The following is a 21,038-nucleotide window of genomic DNA, read 5'->3' on the forward strand; positions in this document are numbered from 1 at the left end:
TGGGGAAGCGTCCGTTGATTGCTGCGGCAGTATCGAACACTCGCTTGCGGGCCGCGCATCGCGAAAAAGCCCACTGTATGCTATCCCCTTGTCCTTTTCTGGCGCATGCCATTGCGACAAACCGCTCGATTCATGGATTGAAATGCGATTTCGCCGGTTCGGGATGCGCATGGCGATACGTTTCAAAGACGCCCGCAAGCCATGCCTCAGCTCGTGCTCCCAGGCGCATCCAGCACCTTCTGTTTTAAATCAAGGTTGAGTGCCCACTGCTCTTCCACGGGAATGGCGCGCCGCGAACTGGTCTTGAGGGCCCCCTCTTGCGTCCACAGAAATGGATAAAAATTCAGGCACAGGTCGCCGGACAAGGGCAATTCATCAAAGCCGTGCGCCTCGCCAGGCTGCCGACCGTAAAACTGCCGCAACTGGCTGGTAAAAGCCCATTCGACAAACGCCGTGTAACCGATCTCCAGCGCTTCCCACTCCAGTGTCTCGGGGGCCAGGTAATAAAGCTGGCCCTGATCTGGGCCGAGCGCGCCGCCATTGAGGGCAAAAAAGCCGCCGAGCACGTCGTCGGCCACCAACAGAAAACCCTCGGCCTTTCCTTCGTTCCAGGTAGCAATGTTGCGCTCCAGCTTGCCATGGCCCGAGCCCAATATGCGCAGCCAGCCGTCATCCACCAGGATGCCCCCGGTTTCATAGGCTATCGCACCGAGGGGAGAACGCGTGGTGATCTGCAGGCTCAGCAGCACCTCCGCCCTGCCGGCCGAGGGAGGCAGCAATTCCACCGGTATGTCGGCCTCGCTGGCCCATTGCTTGATCAGCGCAAACGCCGGGTCTTCACTATCCAATAATTCATTCAATGCACGCATGGCACCTGACCTTATCGATGACCGCTTCCTGCGGTCGGAGTATGCATGGCGACGCTGGCACTGTCTGGCGGGCGGCGCCCGTCACCCTTCATTTTGCGGACGTCAAATACGCCCGCAAGCCATGCGTGAGCACGAAAGGAAACACGCTCGCGTGATCTTCATCCGCGAAGACGCGCAAGCGGGTTTTCAAGCCGGGGAACTTGCGCGATGTCAACTTCCCGTCGAACTCGCGCAAGTCGGCCACCATGTCAGCGTCCTCTTCCGAACGCGAACGCTTCTTGCCCGCCGCCAGCTTTTCCAGGCCGCCGATGCCAAAGAATACGGACGCCGGCAAGTCCTTGTGGCTGGCGGCATACGCCTGTTCGCGGTCGAACATGACGCCAGCGTCGTACCACAGCGACGGACTGCCGAGGATGTAGTGCTCGAAGGTGCGCGGTTCCGTCAGCAGGAATTGCAGGCCCAGCAGGCTGCCGTAGGAATGGCCGATAAACACCTTGCGCTGCATGTTGACGCGATAGTTGCTGGCGATGAAGGGAAATACTTCGCCCGAGATGAACTGGCCATACGCCTTCGCTTCGCCGAACGCCGGCTGCCGCCCCGGCATGTCCGAGCGGTACTCATGCTTGCGCGGCGTGGTGGGCGTGTAATCGCGGCGGCGGCTGTACACCCCACCATCGCCGTTGGCGTACGACAAGCCGACCACGATGACTTCTTCCATTCCCGCATGCTTGTTCAGGCGCTGCGCGATATTGCGCACGACGGGAAATGCATAATTGGCATCGACGACGAACAGCACCGGATAGCGCTTGTTCCCCTGCCGGTAGGAATCGGGCAAGGCCACATACACCTGGTAATCGCGCTTCAGGGCTTGCGCCCGGATGTCGCGTACTTCCGTATCCTCAAGAACGTAGTTGGCAGGGGCGCTGGCGGGGGCTGCCTGGGCGCTGCCGGCCAGGGTGCTGCCGGCCAGGCAGCACAGAACGATAAGCAGACTGAGAGGCTTCAAGCTGTTTCTTTCATTGAGGTAAAGTTACTTCGCAGTCGCCGCCGTCAGCTGCACCAGCTTGCGCTCGACAAACGCCTGCAACTGGGGAGATAAAGTTTGCAAGCCCTTGGCCCGCTCGAACGCCTGGCGCGCCTGGGCCGGGTGGTTGTCGGCTTGCAAGGCAATGCCGAGGCCCATCCACCAGACGCTGTTGTCGGGCGCCGTCTGCAAGGCCAGCTGATAGTGGTCGGCCGCTTCGCGGTAGCGCTGTTCGCGCTGCAGCACACCGGCCAGGAAGGCGCGGTATTCGCCGCTGTCGCTGGCGTACGGCAGGCTGCGCGTCAAGGTATCGAGGGCGGCCGCGCCGCCGTTGGCCTTGTCCAGCTGCAAACGGGCCAGCATCATCGCTTGCGCCGGCTGTTTCGGGTCCAGCGCCAGGCTCAGCTGCAACTGGCGCGCTGCTTCGTCGGGGCGCTGCGCTTCCAGCAGCAGGCGCACCAGGGTTTCGCGCGCACCCTGGTGGCGCGGGTCCAGTTGCAGGGTCTGCTGCAAGACCAGCATGGCGTCAGACACGCGGCCATCTTGCAACTGCGCCAGCGCGCGCCGGTATTCATTCTCCACGCGTTGCTGCGGAGTGACTTGTTTTCCGTCAATGATGCGCTCGCTGGCGGCCAGTGCCGGCGTTTTCACCACGGGCGCGGCGGCAGGCTTGGCGGGTTGTGCCGTGATGCGGCGCATGTCGGCGGCACGCAGCCTGGCTGGCGCGGGGGCAGCTTCCTCGGCCTGGAATACGGGTTCGGGTTCAACCGCCACGACGGGCGCGGGTGCAACGGTGGCAGGCACCGGTGCCGATACTGGAACCAACACCGGCGTGCTGGCCACGCTGACCAGCACGGGCGGCACGGCCGGGCGCTTCAGGTAGACCCAGCCCAGCGCGATGGCGGCGGCCGTCAAGCCGGCGGCGCCGCCGAAGACCAGCGCGCGCGAAACGCCCCGCTCGCGTTCGGGCACGGAGCGGATGCCGGCCGCGTCGCCGCGTCCATCGGGGGTGCCGCGCGCATCGAGGTCTTGCAACATCTTGTTAATCAGGCTCATCTACAGGCTCATCTTCGTCATCGGTTCAATAAAGTCCAGCTCGCGCCGCAGGCGGCGGCCAGCACGCCGGCACCGGCCAGCCACGGCCATGGCCGCCGCCACAAGCGGCGCGGCTTGCTGGCCAGGGTATCGCTGGCGGCCAGCGCCACGTGGCGGGCGCCCACTTGCTGCCGTCCTTCGCCATACGCCACCATCAGCGCCTTGTGCGCCATGATGTTGATCAGGCGGGGAATGCCGCCGGATGCCTGGTACAGCTTGCCCACGCCGCCACGGCTGAACAGGCGCGCGCCATCGAAACCCGCCACGCGCAGGCGGTGCGCCACATAAAAATCCACGTCGTCGCGCGACAGCGGACCCAGGTGGTAGTGAAAGGTGATGCGCTGCGCCAGCTGGCGGATTTCCGGCAGGGCCAGCTTGACGTCGAGTTCGGGCTGGCCAAACAGCACGATTTGCAGCAGCTTGCGCTTTTCCGTTTCCAGATTCGTCAGCAAACGCAAGGCTTCGAGGCTGTCGACGGGTATCGCCTGCGCCTCGTCCAGGCACAGCAGCACGCGCTTGCCTTGCGCCGCCAGGTTGAGCAGGCGCAAGTTGAGGGACTTGAGCAATTGATGCTGATCAGCATCTTTCTCCAGCAGCACATCGAGGTCATCCGCCAGCGCCAGGATCAGCGAACGGGGCGGCAAGTTCGGATTCGGGATGTAGGCCGTGACGAAGTCCGGCCCCAAGGATTGCATGAACTTGCGGCACAAAAAGGTTTTACCAGTGCCCACTTCGCCAGTGATCTTGATGAAGCCCTCGCCATTGCGCGCCGCCACCAGCAAGGTGTTGAGCGCCTTTTGCGACTGCGGGCCGTTGAAGAAGAAACTGGTATCGGGCGTGAGGCCGAACGGCGCCTCGCGCAAGCCGAAATGGGTCTGGTACATTTAGCGCCGCTCCGACGGACGGCGCGGGTCGAGCGCCTCGATGCGCTTGCCCGAATCGAGCAAGTCCTCGTTCCAGCTGTTCGCGCCGTCGACGATGGTCGGCTTGATCAGCACCACCAGCTCGCGCTTCTGGATCACCTGCCCCGTGTTGCGGAACAGCGCGCCCAGCACGGGAATATCGCCCGCGCCCGGCACTTGCGAGCGGTCCGCCGTGGTGGCCTGGCGCATCAGGCCGCCGATGGCGACGATGCGGCCATCCTGGCTGCGCACCATGCTGTCCATCTCGGACGTGCTGGACGCGGCCAGCGGCAGTTTCAGCGAGCCGGCGCTGCCCAGATCGATTTCCTTGCTGATGGTCGACACCTGGCTGACGGACGGGTGCACGTGCAGGATGATGTTGCCATCCGCATCGATCTGCGGCGTCACGTCCAGCACCACGCCGGAAAAGAACGGTTGCAAGGTCACGTTGGGGCTGGTCGTCGCGCCGCTGGCCGTCGTATTCGTCGTGGTCGACACGCCCGTCACGTAAAACTCGTCCGTGCCGATCTTCAGCACGGCCTTCTGGTTGTTCATGGTGGCGATGCGCGGGCTCGACAGCACGTGCACGGAGCCTTGCGATTCCAGGAAGGAAATCATGGCCGCGAAATTGGCCGTCTGGAAAGCCAGACCGAACATGGAACCGGCCGCGTTCGCCGCCGAACTGAGGCCAAAACCGCTGCTGGCCGTCAAGCCATTGCCATTTGTCATGTTGGGCGGCTGGCCGCCGTTGAACGGCAGCGGCGCCAGGGTGCCGCCGGGCTGGATGAAGCCCGTCGAGATGCGGTTCGTGTGGCCGCTCTTGATCGAGGCGAACGAGGCCCAGTTGATGCCCGTCTGCGTGTTGTTATTGAGTTCGACTTCGAGGATTTTCGCTTCCAGTATCACCTGGCGGTCGACGGACAGTTGCGTGGCCTTCAAATACATGTCGACATTGCGCAACTCTTCCGGCATGGCGCGGATGACGATCACGCCCGACTGCGGGCTGAGCACCACTTGCCGGCCGCCTTCGGTGCTGCCGACGATGGCTTCCAGCGCCGCCTTCAATTCCGGCCAAAAATCCGCCGTCGACGAGGTGGTCAGGTTGCTGCTGTCCAGCGTGCGGCCGCCCTGGCCGCTATTCGTCTGCTGGTTCTGCTCGTTATTCTGGTTATTGCCCTGATTGTTATTGCCGCTATTGCCCGAACCGCCCGAGTTGGTCGAACCGACCGAACCGACCGACGTCGACGACACGCGCAGGTTGGAGCTGCCGCGGCGCGCGCCCGTCAGGTAATTGACGTGGAACAAACGCGTCTGCATGGTCAGGGGCTTGATGTAGATCTGCGTGCCCTCGACCTTGTAATCGTAGCCATACAGTTCGCGCACGGCGTCGAGCGCCTGGAACAGGGTCACGTCCTTCAGGTTGGCGGAAATCGTGCCGCCGATGTCGGGATGGACCAGCATGTTGTAGCGCGTGCCGGCCACGATGGAAGTGAAGAACTGGCGCGCCGGCACATTGTTGAAGGCCACGTTGAAGCGCTCGTCGAGCGCGGCGCGGGCCTTCGGCAATTGCTGGGCCAGGGCCGCCACGGGCGGCAGCAGCGCCGCTTCCACGGCGTCCGGCTGGGCCGCTGGCGCCGTGGTGGCAGCCGCGCCCTTGACGGCATCGGTGATCGCATTATAGGTGTCGCGCTTGACGGGCGCGACATTGCAGCCACCCAGGCCCAGGCTGACGCTGATGACAGCCGCCATCGTACTGATCTTGAACATGCTCGCCTTGTGTTGATTGAGTTGCTTGGCCACTTCTTCTACTCCTGCTTGCTGCCGGTCTTGCTATCGGTCTTGCGATCGGCCTTGTTATCGGTCTTGCTGCTCGGGTACAGCTTGAAGGTTTCCAGTGATTTGCCACGCCGCAACACGACAGCCGTGTCGCGGATCTCCGTCACCACAGCGCCGGCAACCTTGCTGCCGACCCTGACCGTCTGGCCATCGATGACGGCCAGGCGGCGCCCGCCCGGCTGGGTGGAGATGAGCACCGATTGCAGCTGCGGCCGGGCCGCGACGACGGGAGTGGTATTGGCGGGCGCCCACAGGGCTGCCGGCGGGCGCGTCGGATCATCGAGCGCCTGCGCCTGCGCGCCCGGCCACGCCAGGTTCAGCGTCAACCCCAGCGCCAGGGAAAGCGCCGGCAGCGCGCGGCCAACGGTCAAAGTGCGATCCATGTATCGTCCATGCTGAGGGTATGTAAGGTCAGGGTCAAGCTGGCGTTCGGGTAGCTGGCAGCGTCGAGGTGGGCGGCGCCCCAGAAGACGCGCGTCGGCATCGCTTGCAGCGCCTGCATGTATTGCACCATGTCGGCATAACTGCCTTGCAGCACCACTTCCACGCCGTGCTGGTGCAGCAGGGGGGCCGGGGCCACCTTGTCCGCCGCAGCGCCGTTCGCGGCATCGGCTGAATGTGCGCCCACGGCGCTGGCGGGCAAGGTTTTCAGCGACACCACGCGCAGTCCGGCGTGCCGGCGCAGCAAGTGTTCCAGCAAGGTCACCATGCGCTCGGGCGCCACCAGGCCATGCTGCTTCTGGCGCAACGCCTGCGCCAGCGATGCCGTTTCCGCCTGCAAGGCTACCAGGCGCGTACGCGCTTCCTGGTCGGGATCGGTGGCGTGGGCCAGCATGGTCAGCTCGATTTCCTTGTCGGTGGCAGTCAACAGGCTTTGTTTTTGCGCAAGGCTCGCCTCCAGCGCGGCGCGTTTTGCCAGCAGGGGATTAAAGCTCATGAAATAAAACACGAACAGGACGGCGGCCGCAGCAGCGCCAAACACCATCAGCCGTTCGCGCAGGCTGAGGGCATCGAAGGCGGTAGCCCATTTCTTCAGCAAGGGCAGCATCAGCGCGTTCCTCCCGCAACAGGTTTTGCCGGCGTGGCGGCACGGTCGGCCGATTGCAGGCTGAACGCGACATAAGGCAGGCTGGGCGCCTTGCCCTCGGCCACGGCCACGGCCGGCGGCTGGGGCTGGCCGATGTCGAGGCTGGCGAAGGTCTTGCCTCTCAGTACCTCCTGCTGGCCCAGGCGCGTGATGTAGGCGGGCAGCAGCGACGCGTGCAAGGCGCGGCCCTGCAAGCCGAAGTCATTGCCGGCGCCGGCGATATCGACGCCCGTCAGCCATACACCGTCGACCCTGGCCTGCGCCAGCGCGCGGAAATAGCCGGCATAGCCGAGGGTATTGCCCAGCTTGCCGCCTTCCAGCACGTTTGACGCATCCTGCAGCAACTGGCGCTGCGCCTCGACGGCCGCCAGTTCCTGCGCCAGGGCCGGATCTTTCTTGCGTGGCGGGAAATCGCGCAAGATCTGGTCACGCTTCGCCTCGCCTTGCGCCAGCGCTGCCTTGACGCCCGCTTCGCGCTGCTCCAGGCCGGCCAAAGCCTGCTGGGCCAGCATGCCCGCGGCCAGCAAGACCAGCGCCAGGCCGCCCAGGCCCAGGCCGGCCGTGCGCGCCGACATATGGTGTTTTTTCAGTTCAAACTGGGGATTGAACAGATTGATCTGCTGGCTCATGCGCCCTTCCCTTCATGCTTGCCCGGGTGCAAGCCAACCTCGCGCAAGGCAGCCCCGATGGCCAGGAAGTAGCGCGCCTGCATGGCGGGGTCGCGCAGTTCGGCGGCCTGCGACAGGTCCAGCACCGTGGCCAGGTCCAGCTGCTCCACCGGCATGTAGAGATTGTCGGCCAGATACGCGTGCAAGCCATCGCTGGCGCCCGTCATCAGCATCAGGCGGGCCAGCGAAATGAAATGGAACTGGCGGTCGAAATGGTCGAACGAGCGCTGCAATTCCAGGGTGACGCGGTCGTAATACTGGCTGGCGTCAGGCGACTGCAGTTGCGTCAGGGTCACGTCGATGCGGCGCGCCTGGTACAGCTCGCCATTGAAGCTCATGGTCAGCAAGCCGCCGTCGCCATCGAAAAACAGCACGGCGATGCCGCGTCCCGGCGTTTCCAGCAAGGTGGCGATATTGCGTTGCGCCATCTCGGGGATATCGATCACGGACAGGCCGATCTTGCATTCGGCGTACAGCGCCTGGCGCCGCGACACGGCGCTGTTGCGCGCCGCGACGGCAAACACGCTGCTGCCCCGCTGGGTGCCGTTCGGGTCGCCGGGGATGTCGAACACGTCGATGGTGGCCTCGGCCAGGGGAAAGTCCAGCATGTCCTTCAGGCGCCAGCCCACGGCCGTCTTCAGTTCCTCGCGCGGCACGGCCGGCGCTTCCAGCGACAGCAACTGGTATTCGCCGCCGGCCAGCACGCTGGTGCAGTGGTGCGCCGTCGCCTGCAGTTCCTTGCCCAGTTTTTCCAGCACCTCGGCCGGCGCCGGCCGCGCGGCCGCCTGGTAGCTGGCGCCCCGCACGCGCGGCATGCCATCGGCGGGACGCTCGACAACGACAGCGCTGACGCCTTCGCGGCCAAACGCCGTAGCCAGCCATCCATCGTACTTCTTTGCTCTTGCGAATAAACCCATGCGAACTATCCAGTGTAAGTGCCTGCCCGATCTTGTCGCGCAGATAATGCATCCGACCAATTTTAATTCATGAAGCCAACTTTATTGTGTAAAAACAATAAATTAGCGATCTTTTTTTCATGCAGTTGACCTTACTGCGACAGCACGGCTTGCAGGCGGCGCTGGAAGTAATCGGCGTTATTGCCCGCATTCGGACAGCGCGGCTCGACAGAGGCCGGCTGATTACACGCCGTGGCCGTGATGGTCCAGCTGGTCAAGGTAGCGGGCGCCGTGGCCGAGCTGCATTGCACGGTGACGCTGAACGCCGATAGTGTCGTGCTCGCCGGCAAGCTGAACGTGGTACCGCCGATGCATGCCGCGCCGGTGGTCAGGCCCGCACTGATCTGTTTCTGCAAACCCCATTCGAGGCCGGCGCGGGCAGCCTGCTCGGCACGCACGCCCTGCACGTCCATCGCCGATTCCGTCTGCTGGAAGGTGGAGATATTCACCATCACGGCCGCCAGCGCGGCCAGCACCACCAGCAGGAAAATGGCCGTGACGAGGCTGAAACCGCGCATGCGGCCCGTGCGTTGGCGCAGCAAGCGCGTCATGGCGTATTCCTCGCCTGCACCTGTTGCACCAGGCGCAGCACGCCCGTATTGCTGTTCGCCGCACCGAGGCTCAGGCTGATATTCACCAGGCCCCGCTGCACATTGGCCAGCACGGCATAGCTGAAGGCGCACCCCGTCACCTGGCGCGCCAGCAGTGCGCCATTCTTCAAGTCCGCCGCAACCGGCTGGGTGGCCTGGATGGCATAGCCGGCGTAACGGGTCAGGGTGCCGGTCGCCAGATCGCACGCATAGGTGACGGGCGTCGACACCACCTGGAAGCGGTTCGATGGCGACGGCAGCGGCGCCGGCGCCGTCGTGAAAGGATAGCTGCCGAGCGTGACGACGCCGCCGGACACGCCCGTCACGGCCGCGCGGTTGCAGCCATTCGCCGCGCTGCAGGCATAGGCATTGTTCGGCGCGTACTCCGTGCCCAAGTTGTAGACGACGATCTGGTCGCCCACGCTGATCGCCTGGCGCGCGCCCAGCGCATTGACGGGCATGGCGCCGACGACGGTAAAGTTCAGTGGAAGGCTGGGGTCGGGAGGGGTATCAAAGCTCAGCACATTGCCCGGCGCGGCCGCATCGCTATCGCTCAGGTAGCGCCCGCCCGTCTTGGTCAGCAACAATTCCAGGAACAGGCCGTCGTTCGACACGCGCACGCTGTTGGGCAGGGCCAGGCGCACATCGCGGGTCAGGCGGCGCGCCGCCGTATCGGCTGTGTCGGCCAGCGCGGCGCGCGCCGTGACATCCATATAGCCTTGCACGGGCACGCGGATGAAGACGGCGACCATGGTGCCGATGATGCCCGTGATGACGATCACGATGACCATCTCGACGAGAGTAAAGCCGCGCGGACGGCGCCTGGCGTTAAGAAAATTTTTCATGGGATACTGTTCGGCGCATAGCGCACGCGATAGCCGTCGAGCACGATCTGCTGGTCGGCATACGGCACCGTCACCTGGATACGCAGGCTTTCCGTGGCAGGCAAGCCGTTCAGGGCTGCCTGGGTGATCACCACAGAGGCAACGTATTCCTGGGGGGAACCTGCAGCCCAGACGGCGCCCTGCGCATCCGTCTTGTACTCCGTGGCTGTGCCATACGCGCTCACGTAATCGTTGACGTTGTCGAACGGCCGCCCCGCGCCGTTCGCCTCTTCCCCCGGCCCTTCCGGGACGGTGCAGCCGGCCGGGCTGGTCGCCGTTTGCGCAGCCGGGTCTTGCGGGTCGCAATAGGTAAACCGCGCCAGCTGGATTTCTTCCAGCATGCCTTCGGCAATCGCCAGCGCCTGCTTGCGCAATTGCGGATCGGCGCTGTGCTTTGTCGTCAGGCTCATTACGCCGAGGATGGCGGCCGATGCCAGGCCGACGATGACGATGAACAGCACCAGTTCGATCAGGGTCACGCCGCGTTCACGCCGGCGATGCTGGCTAATGGACATAGCCGGTCTCCCCTTCAACCGTGACGGTGCGCGTCAGGCCGTCGCCCTGGATGCTGATTTGCAGCCGCGCAGGGAAGGTCGATGCGTCAGGAAACACATTGGCCAGCACATATGGCTGGCCCAGCGCGTCGAAATAAAAGCTCGGTGTAGCCTTCGCGTCGGTGGACAGGGTGACGCTGGCCGGACGGCCTTCGCACAGCCAGTTGGTCGCCGTGCAATACTTCACCGTGTCTTTGCTGCCGCTGTTGCTGCCCGTCGGCGGCACCACCTTCTGTTCATCGCTGCAGCCGGCATCGAAGCACAGGGCCACCTTGTTGGCATCGATGCTGACAAACACGGCACGGTTTTGCGCCACCGCAAGCTTTTGCCCGTAGCGCACGATATTCGTCACCTGGTCGGCAAAACTGCGCGCGTCAAACGTGTCGCGCTGGAAAAACCGGTTGACGGCAAAGGTCGCCAGCAAACCCGCCAGCACCAGCACGGCCACCAGCTCGATCAGGGTAAAGCCGCGCGCAGCCGTACGCCGCAGGGGGCGTGGCGGCCCTGCTTGGCGATGCGGAAAGACTGTCGGTGGCTGCTGCAATGGATGGCCCGTAAAAAAGCCCAACGGGCTGGCGCCTGGGGTTGGGCTGGTGGTGCGCAAGGAAGGCCGGGCGTGGCCGGACTTTCCTTGCAGTTTGCTCAAAGATTACTTACACGTGTTGGTAGTTGCCGCAATGGACACTACCGGGGCGACAGTCGCCGTTGGGGCGGGGTAGGTAACCGAGCATGTCGTGCGCGTTGCATCAGGGGTCACGACGAAACCTGCGGTAGTTGTGATCACGTAATCAGGAGTGGCAATACCCGCAGCCAGTCCAATCCCGGCGGCATCGGCCGTAGGGTAGCCGCCTACGCCGGTAATCGCCTGGCCTTCCATCTTCACCGAGTTGCCATCGGCGGGCGAACCGCTCACCAGCCATTGCGCATGGTACAGCGCCGCGCCCGCCTTGAGGGCGCCAGCGGCCGCCTGCATCTTGGCCACGCGCGCATCGGTCGACATGTCGATGAATTTGGGAATCGCCGTGGCGGCCAGGATGCCGAGGATGACGATGACGACGATCAGTTCGATCAGGGTAAAACCTGCCTGGGCGCCGCGTTTCATACTACGTAAAGACTTGTTCATTCTTGCTTTCTCCAAAATCAAATAAAAAATTCAAAACCAACGCCATGAAACTGTCGCTGCACCGGACCAGGAAGCGCGTCAGTTTGCTGCCGGGTCCGGCGATTTCCACACCACGATATCGGGTTCCTGGGCGAGCTTGTCAAGATCGGCGTCCGCACGTGGCAAGGTTACCTTAAATTTCACTGAATCAACCCTTTTACTGGGAAAAATATTGCCATTACTAAACAAATAGATGATTTTTTGTTCTTTTTTATCGTACAGCCAATTCCCTGCAGGTAACTTTTCAAGCTCCGGCTGCGCGAACTCGCCCAGGTAGTTGGCCGGCTTGTCGGCCAGCCAGTCGAACGGGTTTTGCCGCGCCAGCGCCGGCAACTGCTCGCGCCGGTCCGCCAGGTACAGGTGCAGCACCTGCACCCGCAAGCTGGTGCGCAGGACGCCCAGCATCTGCGCCACGGCCACCTGCTGCGCCTGCTGCTGGTAATAACTGACCCGGTTCAAGAATACGGCCATCAGGATGGCGAACACGCCCGCCACCACCGCCAGCTCAAACAGGGTGAAACCGCGCTGGCGGAACGGTTTGGCCATCAGTGCAGGGCCGCCCGGCCCAGGTCCCAGATTGGCAGGAAGATGCCCAGCGCCAGCACCAGCACCATGGCGCCGAGGAAGACGATCAAAATCGGCTCGATCTGCGCCGACAGGGTTTTCAGCTCGTAATCGACTTCGCGCTCGTACATGTCGGCGATCTCGTCCATCAGATCGTCGAGCGAACCGGATTCCTCGCCCACGGCGATCATCTGCAGCACCACGGGCGTAAACACATTGGCCGCCACCGAGGTGCGCAAGATGCTTTCGCCCCGCTCGACGCCGTCGCGCATCTGTTCCACGCGCGCGCTCAAATACGTGTTGTCCACCGTTTGCGACACCACCGTCAGCGCCTGCACGATGGGCACGCCGCTCGTGCTCGACAGGGCAAAGCTGCGCGCAAAACGGGCCATCGTGCCTTTCAGGATGATCTTGCCGGCGATCGGCAGGCGCAGCTTGGCGCGATCCCACTTATATAAACCCTGTTTCGTGCGCAGCCAGGCACGCCAACCGAAAAAGCCGCCCGCGCCCAACAGCAGCAGGATGGGCCAGTACGCCACCGTAAAGCGCGAGGTACCGATCAGGATGCGCGTCATCAAGGGCAGTTCAGCATGGAAACTGGCAAAGACCTTTTCGAACTGGGGAATGACGAAGATATTCACCACCACCATGGCGGCCAGCATGGCGAAGACGACGAAGGTCGGGTAGCGCGTCGCCGTTTTCACGCGCGCGCGCATGTCGCGGTCGAATTCCAGGTGGTCGAACAGGCGCAAAAACACTTCATCGAGGCGCCCCGTCATTTCGCCCACGCGCACCATCGACAGGTAGAACGGCGTGAAGATGGCGGGATGGCGCGCCATGGCGGCCGACAGTTCGCGGCCCGCGTCGAGCGACTCGCGCACATCCTTGATGATGCGCCCGAACGCGGGGCTGATGGCGGACTCCTGCAAGCCGGCCAGGCCGCGCATGATGGGCACGCCCGCCTTGAGCAGAGTGTACAGCTGGCGGCTGAACAACTGCACGTCCATGGGCGTGACTTTTTTCTCGGTCAGCCTGGCCCACCAGCCCAGCTGGTTGGAACCGGCCTTCGTCACCGTCTGTTTCGTGGCGCTGATGTCGACGGGCGTGCTGCCGCCCGCCATCAACTGGTCGGCCACGGCGCCGCTGTCGGCACCTTCCATCACGCCGGTCAGCAGTTCGCCACTGGCGCTGCGCGCCTTGTAGGAGAAAAACGGCACCTCAATCCTCGCTTTGGTTGCTGATGCGCATCGCTTCCATCACCGTCGTTCGGCCCTGGACCACCAGCTGCACGGCGTGGCGGCGCAGGGTTTCGCCCGCCATCTGCGCCGTCGCCACCTTCATGAAGTGCGATGGATCGGCATGGTTGGCGGCGTCGGCCACGGCGCGCGTGATTTCCAGCAATTCGTAAACGCCCGTGCGGCCCCGGTAACCCATGCCGTTGCAATGCGAGCAACCCTTGCCGTGGAAATACTGGTTGCGCTCGACCAGCTCGCCCAGTTCCAGGCGCAGCCATTCGTATTCGTTTGGCGTCGGCGCGTACGGCGTGCTGCAGCTTTCGCAGATCACGCGCACCAGGCGCTGCGCCAGCACGGCTTGCAGCGAGCTGCCCACCATGTAGCGGGGCACGCCCATATCCATCAGGCGCAGCGGCGTGCTGATGGCGTCGTTCGTATGCAGGGTCGACAGCACCAGGTGACCCGTCATGGCGGCGCGCAGGCCGATTTGCGCCGTTTCCTGGTCGCGCATCTCGCCCACCAGCACGATGTCGGGATCTTGCCGCAGAGCCGAACGCAGCACGCGGGCAAAGTTCAGTTCGATCTTGTCGTTCACTTGCACCTGGTTAATGCCGGGCAATCGGTACTCGACGGGGTCTTCCACCGTGATGAGCTTTTTCTCCACGGAATTGAGTTCGGACAAGGCGCAATACAAGGTCGTCGTCTTGCCGCTACCGGTCGGCCCCGTCACCAGCACCAGGCCGTTCGGGCGGCTGACGATGGCGCGGAACTGCGCCACCAGCTTGGGCGGCATGCCGATGGCGTCCAGGCGCAAGGTCGTGCCGCCCTGGTTCAGCAAGCGCATCACCACCGATTCGCCGTACTGTGTCGGCATGGTCGAGATCCGCACGTCGATGCGCTGGTTTTTCACGCGGATGGCGAAGCGGCCATCCTGCGGCAAGCGCTTCTCGGAAATATCGAGGTCCGACATCAGTTTTAAACGCAGGGCCAGCGAACTGGCGATCTTGCTGTCCGCTTCCGTCTGCAAATGCAGCACGCCGTCGATACGGAAGCGGATCTGCAGCCGGCCTTCCTGCGGCTCGATGTGGATGTCCGAGGCGCGCACCTGCGTGGCATCCTCGAACACCGATTGCAGCAACTTGACGATGGGCGCCTCTTCCAGGCCTGGATTGACGGCCAGTGCGCCGAAGTCGACGGAGACATCGCCCAGGTCCTGCTCCAGCTCGCGCGTCAGCGTGGAAATATCTTCCGTGCGGCGGTAGATGCGGTCGATGGCGGCCAGCACTTCCGTTTCATTGACGACGGCCAGTTCGATCTGCCGCTTGACCAGGCGCGCAATTTCATCGTACGCGAACAGGTCGGTCGGGTCGGACATGCCGACCAGCAAGCCCTCGCGACGATCTTCCAGCACCAGCGCGCGGAAGCGCCGCGCCTGGGTTTCCGGCAGCAGCCGCACCAGTTCGGGATTGATGTTGAAAAACTTCAGATTGATGTAGGGAATGTCGAGCTGGCGCGCCAGGGCGCCCGAAATCTGCTCTTCCGTGACGAAGCCGTGCTCGACGAAAACGCGGCCCAGCTTGCGTCCCGAACGCTTCTGTTCCGTCAAGGCCTGGCCCAACTGTTCTTCCGTCAGCAATTTCTGCTGCACCAAAATTTCACCGAGCCGGACTTTCTCTGGCCTTGCCATGCTTGCTCCTCGACAAATTCTTCAGACGATGCACGCCAGCGGCGCGCGGGGGTATTTTATTCCAGAACCTGTTGTTTCTTAAAGAAAATACATTCCATCGTTTGATTTTTACGCATTTCAACACTCTGCAAGGAAACACTTGCCGCCCGCTCGCGCCCGTGACAATAATGGCGGTCGTATCCCGTCTTGCCTGCCGACCCTTGTCCCTATGAACGCCTGCGCCATCGAGTTCCACAACGTGCATCTGCAGCTGGCGGGCAGCGCCGTGCTGCGCGGCGTCGACCTGCAGGTACGCGCGGGGGAGCTGTTCGGCCTGGTTGGCGTGAATGGCGCGGGCAAGACATCTCTGCTCAAATGCCTGCTGGACTTTTGCACGCCCGAGCGGGGCGAGATCGCCATTTTTGGCCAGCCGCACCGGCATGGCGCGGCGCGCCAGCCCCTGTCGTTTCTGCCGGAACGTTTCCAGGCGCCGTATTACCTGACGGGCGGCGACTTCCTGCGCTACCTGGCGCGCCTGCACAAGGTCCCCCCCGATGCGCAGGCGCTGCAGCAAACCCTGGACGCGCTGGACCTGGCCCCGGACGCCCTGCTGCGCCCTGCGCGCGAGTACTCGAAAGGCATGATGCAGAAACTGGGGCTGGCCGCCTGCTTGCTGTCGGGCAAGGAGCAACTGGTGCTCGATGAACCGATGAGCGGACTCGATCCGAAGGCGCGCGCGCAATTCAAGCAAGTGCTGCGGCAGGCGCGCGCGCAAGGCCGTGGCGCCCTGCTCACCTCGCATGCGCTGGCCGACGTGGAAGAATTGTGCGACCGCATGGCCATCCTGCATGCGGGCCGCATCGTCTTTACAGGCACGCCCGCCGAATGCCGCGCGCGTCATGGCGGCGCGACCGACGCCAGCCTGGAGCAGGCTTTCCTCAATTGCATTGCGGCATGAACGCCGACACGCACCTCGCCAGCCCCAGCCGTTACGCGCCCTCGCCGCACGGCATGTATCTGCGCCACTTCGGCTTGCGCATGGCGCCGTTCGGCATCACGCCGGACCCGGCTTTCTTTTATACGGGCAATACACGGGGCGAACTGCTCGCTGCGCTGTTGTATGCCGTCACCCAAGGCGAAGGCATCATCAAGCTGACGGGCGAAGTGGGCAGCGGCAAGACCATGCTGTGCCGCATGCTGGCCGAACGCCTGCCGCCTCAGGTCGACGTGCTGTATTTGCTCAATCCCCGGCTGGAACCGGACGAAGTGCTGCACGCCATCGCCGCCGAACTGGGCCTGGCGCTGGATGGCTGCCGCGCCGATGCCGTGCTGCGCGCCCTGCACGGCGAGCTGATCGCCCGGCATGCGGCGGGGCGCCAGGTGGTGCTGCTGGCCGAAGAAGCGCAAGCCATGCCGGGCGCCACCCTGGAAGCGCTGCGCCTGCTGACGAATTTGGAAACGGCCAGCCACAAGCTGCTGCAGATCGTGCTGTTTGGCCAGCCGGAATTGCAGCACACCCTGGACTTGCCCCAGTTCCGCCAATTGAAGGAACGCATCACCCACAGTTTTAATGTGCCGCGCCTGCCACGGGCCTTGCTGGACGACTATCTGGCATGCCGCCTGGCCGCCGCCGGCCGCACGGCGCCGCTCGTTTTTACGCCGGCCGCGCTGCGCCGGCTGGCACGCGCTGCGCAGGGCATCGTGCGCAGGATCAATATTCTGGCAGACAAGGCCTTGCTGGCCGCGTTTGCCGACGATGCGCAGGCAATCAGCGCGCGCCACGTGCGCCTGGCCATTGCCGACAGCCCCTTTTACCGCCCGCCCTGGCATGCGGGCAAGCTGCTGGCAGGCGCCTTGAGCGCGCTGATGCTGTTGCTGGCCGCTGCGCTGCTGTGGCAATGGCTGACGGGCAGCCAGGGACAGACAGCGGCGACCGTCAGGACGGCCCCGCCGGCAAGCCAGGCATCGCAGGCACACGCCACCACGCCCGCCATTGCGCACCCAGGCGCGCTGCAGACAGCCGTTGCGGACGCACCGCTGCCAGCGCCATCCACGCTGCTCGACAGCAAGCTGGCCGAATCACGCGACTGGCTGGCAAAGCAAGGGCCTCAGCAACTGGTGCTGCAAATCGCCAGCCTGCCCGCCACCGAAACGGCTGCGGCGGAAACCTTCCTGCAGCAGGCGCAGCAAGCCACCGGCCTGCGCGACCTCCATGTGTTTCGCTTGCCTGGCGCCGCGCCCGCAAAGACGCCGGGCAATACCTCCGCCGCGCGCCTGCTCATCGTCTACGGCAGCTTTGCCGACCAGGCCAGCGCCGAAGCCGTGCGGGCCAGGCTGGCCCCGGCGTCGCCACAGAAAATATTGCTGAGCGACATAGATAGTATCCGCATGGAAATGAAAGCCATGATCGCGGCGAAAACGGGGCGTGGCGCCCCCTGACTTTATTTCGGCATATTGCCTCCCGGGCCTGCACAGCCGATTGCTTTTGAGCGATCATGCTGGGTAAAATTACAAAAGCACAACACGACTTCAAGGGCGAACTTTTCATGACTCAACACCCTATTCCTGTGCTGGCCTCCTGGGTCGCCCTCGCCTGCAGCACCATGCTGGCCGGCTGCGCCACGCATCAAACGCCGCTGTCGCCTGCCCACCTCAATGCCGCGCCCGTTCCCGCCGGCGTCATTCCCGAACCGGTGCAGCAAAGCAGCGCGCTGGCCGCGCCCCTGCCGGCGCCCAAAGTGGAAACCTACAGCGTCACCGTGCACAAGGTGCCCGTGCAATCGCTGCTGTTTGCGCTGGCGCGCGACGCGGGCATGAATATCGATATCCACCCGCAAATCGAAGGCAGTGTCACCCTGAATGCGCTGAACCAGACGCTGCCGCAACTGCTGGCGCGTATCGGCAAGCAAGTCGACATGCGCTACGAAATCGATGGCAAGAACCTGACGGTGCTGCCCGACGCACCCGTATGGCGCACCTACAAGGTCGATTACGTCAACATGGCACGCAGCACCAACAGCAGCGTGAATATCGCCACGCAAATTTCCACGGCGGGCGGCGGGTCGAACAACGCCAGCAACCCCGTTGGCAGCACACAAGGCAGCGGCGGTAACGGCAATAACAATTCGACCACCCTGGTCGTGAATCGTTCGGAAAATAATTTCTGGTACAGCCTGGAAAAGAATATCCGCGACCTGCTGCGCGAGACCACGCTCAACGATGTGCAGGTGGACCCGCTGGCGCAGCTGAACCAGCAATTGACGACCATGCCCAGCCAGCAGGGGCAGCAAGGGCAGCTACAGAACCAGGCTGGCAACTACCCTGCCGGCGGCGCAACGGGCCAGTACGGCGCCCAGCCGCCGATGCAGTATGGCAACCCGAATGGGAGTCAAAACATGCCGGGCCAGCAGGTGCCCAGCCAGAACGCGACTCCCGGCCAGCCGCTGGACGCGAACGGCATGCCGCTGCTGAAACTGGCCAACAAGGGCAGCCCCTCGTCCGTCGTCGTCAACGTCGAGGGTGGCTTGATCGCCGTGCGCGCCACGGGGCGCCAGCATGAAAAGATCGCCGAATTCCTCGACGCGGTGTTGCACAGCGCCAAGCGGCAAGTGCTGATCGAGGCGACCATCATCGAAGTGCGCCTGAGCAATGAATACCAGCAAGGCATCAACTGGTCGCGCCTGACGGGCAGCCTGCAATTGCGCCAGGGGCAAGTGGGTACGGCGGGCCTGTCCAGCGGCGTCACGCCGAACGCCACGCCCGGCATCTTCTTGCTCAATTATCTGAAAGACAGCTTTTCCACCACCATCCAGCTGCTCGAATCGTTTGGCAAGGTGAAAGTGCTGTCCAGCCCGAAGATCAGCGTGCTGAACAATCAGACGGCCATGCTGAAAGTGGTCGACAACAATGTCTTCTTTACCATCAAGGTGACGCCCGCCGTGATCAGCTCGACGGGCACCATCACCACGCCGGCCACGTATGAATCGAAACTGGAAACGGTGCCCGTCGGCTTCGTCATGAGTGTCACGCCGCAGATTTCCGACAGCGATGAAGTCACCCTCAACGTGCGCCCCACCATCACGCGCATTGTTGGCTATGTGCAAGACCCGAATCCGGCCCTGGCCACGGCCAACGTGCAAAGCCGCGTGCCCGTGATCCAGGCGCGCGAGCTGGAATCGATCATGAAAGTGGGCAATGGCCAGATCGCCGTGATGGGCGGCCTGATGCAGGATTCCATCGACAATGCCCGCGATGGCGTGCCCGGCCTGTCCAGCCTGCCGTTGGTGGGCAATCTGTTTACCTACCGCAATGAAGCAAGCAGCAAGACGGAACTGGTGATCTTCATGCGCCCCGTGGTGGTCAAGGATGCCAGCGTCGAGGGTGATTACCGCGATTACCGCTACCTGCTGCCCGGCCAGGCGCCGCTCAACAGCCAGCCCTACACGGATGGCCCGCCAGCGCCGGCCGTCCGGCCGCAGGCGCGCTTGCAGGGAGACTTCCCATGAGCTTACTGATGCAGGCGCTCAAGAAAGCCGAGCGCGCCAAACAGAACAGCCTTTCCGACGAGGAACTGGAAAAGCCGTCCGAAGCCTACGACCAGGTGCTGGAACTGGCGCCGGCCGACGCCCTGCCGCCCCGTCCCGCGCCGGCCACGCCAGCGCCCGTGCAGCCGGCCAGCACCTTGCGCCTGGAACCGCTGGCGGACGCGCCCGCGCCGCAGCCGGCGCAAAATGCTGCCCAGCCAGATCCACAGCCAGCTGCGCAGCAAGGCGCGCAGCCCGGCCCGCCTCCCGAGCCGCCGCGCGCGCGCCCCGAACCGCCGCCAGCCCGGCCCCGCGCCAGCCGCAGCAATCCGCCGCCGAAAGGTCCCACTGGCCCCATCAGCGTCGACCCGGCCACCGTGCGCCTGGCCGTGCTGTTGGCGATCCTGCTGCTGGTGGCCGGCTCGATGGCGTACTGGTACTGGCGCGCCAGCACCAGCCCCGGCGCGGGCGCCAACCTGCCCGGCGTGCCCATGCCGTTGACGGACGCCCCGGGCACGGCCGGCGTTGCCGGCCCCGTCGTAGTGCTGCCGGCCACGGGCGCCGCGCCGACGGACGCCATGACGCCCGCTGCACTGCCGCCCGACTATCCGCGCGACGCGCGCCAGCCAGCGGCGGCAGCGGCGGCAGCGGATCAGCAAGCGATGATACAGGCGGCAGCCCAGGCCGCCGTGGCGGCCCAGCTGGCGCACATGGCGCCGCCCGCGCCACCGAGCCTGCCACCGCTGGCCGCGCCCGAGAATAGCCAGATCCAGGTGCAGCGCAGCGTCGCCGCACCGCAAATCAACCCCGGCGTGCAGCAAGCCTACCAGGCATTCAACGGGGGCCAGCTGGGCTTTGCTCGTCAGCAATATGAAACCGTGCTGCGACAGGATGCGAACAACCGCGACGCGCTGCTGGGCCTGGCGGCCGTGGCCCTGCGCGAAAATCAGGGTGCGCAGGCGGCGGCCCTGTACGTGCGTTTGCTGGAAATCAATCCCGACGATGGCGAAGCGCTGGCCGGCCTGATCGGCCTGCGCCAGGGCGATGTGGCGCAGAGCGAGGCAAAATTGAAAGCCATCCTGGCGCGCAGCCCCGACAGCGCCCCAGTGCTGTTTGCGCTGGGCAATGTGTACGCCAAGCAGCGCCGCTGGAACGAGGCACAGCAGCAATTTTTCCGCGCCTACGGCGCCGCGCCCGGCAATCCCGACTATGCCTTCAACCTGGCCGTGGGCCTGGACCGGCTGAACCAGCCCCGGCTGGCCGCCACGTATTACCAGCGCGCCCTGACCCTGGCGCAGACGACTCCCGCCGCCTTCGACCAGGCCGTCGTGCAAACGCGTTTGCGCGAACTGACGGCCCCCGCACCGGTGGCAGCACCCGTGGCCGAGCCAGCCATCATCACCCCCCGTCAGGAATAAGCATC

The 21,038-nt window shown here is 64.3% G+C and carries 21 protein-coding genes; 4 read left to right on the top strand and 17 right to left on the bottom strand.

Annotation, left to right across the window (positions count from 1 at the left end):
* Positions 1-206 precede the first annotated feature (206 nt).
* The 17 genes from AC3IQ7_RS18690 to AC3IQ7_RS18770 form a co-directional block, all read right to left on the bottom strand.
* The gene (locus tag AC3IQ7_RS18690) at positions 207-869 is read right to left on the bottom strand and encodes a DUF2625 family protein (RefSeq protein ID WP_489206976.1); all 663 of its coding nucleotides are present in this window, start codon (positions 867-869) and stop codon (positions 207-209) included.
* Positions 870-957: 88 nt separating this feature from the next.
* On the bottom strand, positions 958-1,875 hold the full coding sequence (locus AC3IQ7_RS18695; protein ID WP_489206977.1) for an alpha/beta hydrolase: 918 nt from the start codon (positions 1,873-1,875) through the stop codon (positions 958-960).
* Positions 1,876-1,899: 24 nt separating this feature from the next.
* Positions 1,900-2,949 (bottom strand): tetratricopeptide repeat protein, encoded by a 1,050-nt coding sequence (locus AC3IQ7_RS18700; protein ID WP_489206978.1) that lies wholly within the window; start codon positions 2,947-2,949, stop codon positions 1,900-1,902.
* 17 nt (positions 2,950-2,966) lie between these two features.
* Positions 2,967-3,872, bottom strand: coding sequence for an ExeA family protein (locus AC3IQ7_RS18705; RefSeq protein WP_489206979.1), 906 nt, complete (start codon positions 3,870-3,872; stop codon positions 2,967-2,969).
* Positions 3,873-5,657 carry a pilus (MSHA type) biogenesis protein MshL gene (gene mshL, locus AC3IQ7_RS18710; RefSeq protein WP_489206980.1) on the bottom strand — a complete coding sequence of 595 codons (1,785 nt, stop codon included), beginning with the start codon at positions 5,655-5,657 and terminating at the stop codon, positions 3,873-3,875.
* 38 nt (positions 5,658-5,695) lie between these two features.
* On the bottom strand, positions 5,696-6,109 hold the full coding sequence (locus AC3IQ7_RS18715; RefSeq protein ID WP_489206981.1) for an MSHA biogenesis protein MshK: 414 nt from the start codon (positions 6,107-6,109) through the stop codon (positions 5,696-5,698).
* Positions 6,094-6,774 carry a type II secretion system protein M gene (locus AC3IQ7_RS18720; protein ID WP_489206982.1) on the bottom strand — a complete coding sequence of 227 codons (681 nt, stop codon included), beginning with the start codon at positions 6,772-6,774 and terminating at the stop codon, positions 6,094-6,096. Before AC3IQ7_RS18720 ends, AC3IQ7_RS18715 begins: the two co-directional genes overlap by 16 nt.
* Positions 6,774-7,442: an MSHA biogenesis protein MshA gene (locus tag AC3IQ7_RS18725; RefSeq protein ID WP_489206983.1), complete on the bottom strand. Its 669-nt coding sequence runs from the start codon at positions 7,440-7,442 to the stop codon at positions 6,774-6,776. Before AC3IQ7_RS18725 ends, AC3IQ7_RS18720 begins: the two co-directional genes overlap by 1 nt.
* Positions 7,439-8,398, bottom strand: a complete 960-nt coding sequence (locus AC3IQ7_RS18730; RefSeq protein WP_099377524.1) for a type IV pilus biogenesis protein PilM — start codon at positions 8,396-8,398, stop codon at positions 7,439-7,441. The genes AC3IQ7_RS18725 and AC3IQ7_RS18730 overlap by 4 nt, the downstream gene beginning before the upstream one ends.
* Before the next feature lie 131 nt (positions 8,399-8,529).
* Entirely contained in the window at positions 8,530-8,988 is a 459-nt protein-coding gene (locus tag AC3IQ7_RS18735; protein WP_489206984.1) for an agglutinin biogenesis protein MshP, read from the bottom strand.
* A complete protein-coding gene (locus AC3IQ7_RS18740) occupies positions 8,985-9,872 on the bottom strand; it encodes a prepilin-type N-terminal cleavage/methylation domain-containing protein (protein WP_489206985.1) in 888 nt (295 codons plus the stop codon). Before AC3IQ7_RS18740 ends, AC3IQ7_RS18735 begins: the two co-directional genes overlap by 4 nt.
* Positions 9,869-10,426, bottom strand: coding sequence for a type IV pilus modification PilV family protein (locus tag AC3IQ7_RS18745; protein ID WP_489206986.1), 558 nt, complete (start codon positions 10,424-10,426; stop codon positions 9,869-9,871). The genes AC3IQ7_RS18740 and AC3IQ7_RS18745 overlap by 4 nt, the downstream gene beginning before the upstream one ends.
* On the bottom strand, positions 10,416-11,111 hold the full coding sequence (locus AC3IQ7_RS18750) for a pilus assembly FimT family protein (RefSeq protein ID WP_489206987.1): 696 nt from the start codon (positions 11,109-11,111) through the stop codon (positions 10,416-10,418). The genes AC3IQ7_RS18745 and AC3IQ7_RS18750 overlap by 11 nt, the downstream gene beginning before the upstream one ends.
* 3 nt (positions 11,112-11,114) lie before the next feature.
* Positions 11,115-11,588 carry a prepilin-type N-terminal cleavage/methylation domain-containing protein gene (locus tag AC3IQ7_RS18755; RefSeq protein ID WP_489206988.1) on the bottom strand — a complete coding sequence of 158 codons (474 nt, stop codon included), beginning with the start codon at positions 11,586-11,588 and terminating at the stop codon, positions 11,115-11,117.
* A gap of 78 nt (positions 11,589-11,666) precedes the next feature.
* Positions 11,667-12,173 carry a type II secretion system protein gene (locus AC3IQ7_RS18760; RefSeq protein WP_489206989.1) on the bottom strand — a complete coding sequence of 169 codons (507 nt, stop codon included), beginning with the start codon at positions 12,171-12,173 and terminating at the stop codon, positions 11,667-11,669.
* Entirely contained in the window at positions 12,173-13,408 is a 1,236-nt protein-coding gene (locus AC3IQ7_RS18765; RefSeq protein WP_322427874.1) for a type II secretion system F family protein, read from the bottom strand. The genes AC3IQ7_RS18760 and AC3IQ7_RS18765 overlap by 1 nt, the downstream gene beginning before the upstream one ends.
* A 1-nt stretch (position 13,409) precedes the next feature.
* Positions 13,410-15,113, bottom strand: a complete 1,704-nt coding sequence (locus AC3IQ7_RS18770; RefSeq protein WP_099377531.1) for a GspE/PulE family protein — start codon at positions 15,111-15,113, stop codon at positions 13,410-13,412.
* A 208-nt stretch (positions 15,114-15,321) separates the two neighbouring features.
* Between AC3IQ7_RS18770 and AC3IQ7_RS18775 the strand changes: the two genes are divergently transcribed.
* The 4 genes from AC3IQ7_RS18775 to AC3IQ7_RS18790 all read left to right on the top strand — a co-directional run bounded on the left by AC3IQ7_RS18775 (position 15,322) and on the right by AC3IQ7_RS18790 (position 21,033).
* Positions 15,322-16,050 (top strand): ABC transporter ATP-binding protein, encoded by a 729-nt coding sequence (locus AC3IQ7_RS18775; RefSeq protein WP_489206990.1) that lies wholly within the window; start codon positions 15,322-15,324, stop codon positions 16,048-16,050.
* The gene (locus AC3IQ7_RS18780) at positions 16,047-17,531 is read left to right on the top strand and encodes an ExeA family protein (RefSeq protein WP_233516096.1); all 1,485 of its coding nucleotides are present in this window, start codon (positions 16,047-16,049) and stop codon (positions 17,529-17,531) included. Before AC3IQ7_RS18775 ends, AC3IQ7_RS18780 begins: the two co-directional genes overlap by 4 nt.
* 107 nt (positions 17,532-17,638) lie before the next feature.
* Positions 17,639-19,597: a secretin N-terminal domain-containing protein gene (locus AC3IQ7_RS18785; RefSeq protein ID WP_489206991.1), complete on the top strand. Its 1,959-nt coding sequence runs from the start codon at positions 17,639-17,641 to the stop codon at positions 19,595-19,597.
* The gene (locus tag AC3IQ7_RS18790; RefSeq protein WP_489206992.1) at positions 19,594-21,033 is read left to right on the top strand and encodes a tetratricopeptide repeat protein; all 1,440 of its coding nucleotides are present in this window, start codon (positions 19,594-19,596) and stop codon (positions 21,031-21,033) included. Before AC3IQ7_RS18785 ends, AC3IQ7_RS18790 begins: the two co-directional genes overlap by 4 nt.
* The last annotated feature ends 5 nt before the right edge of the window (positions 21,034-21,038 follow it).

The sequence above is a fragment of the Janthinobacterium sp. GL_088 genome (assembly GCF_057837845.1).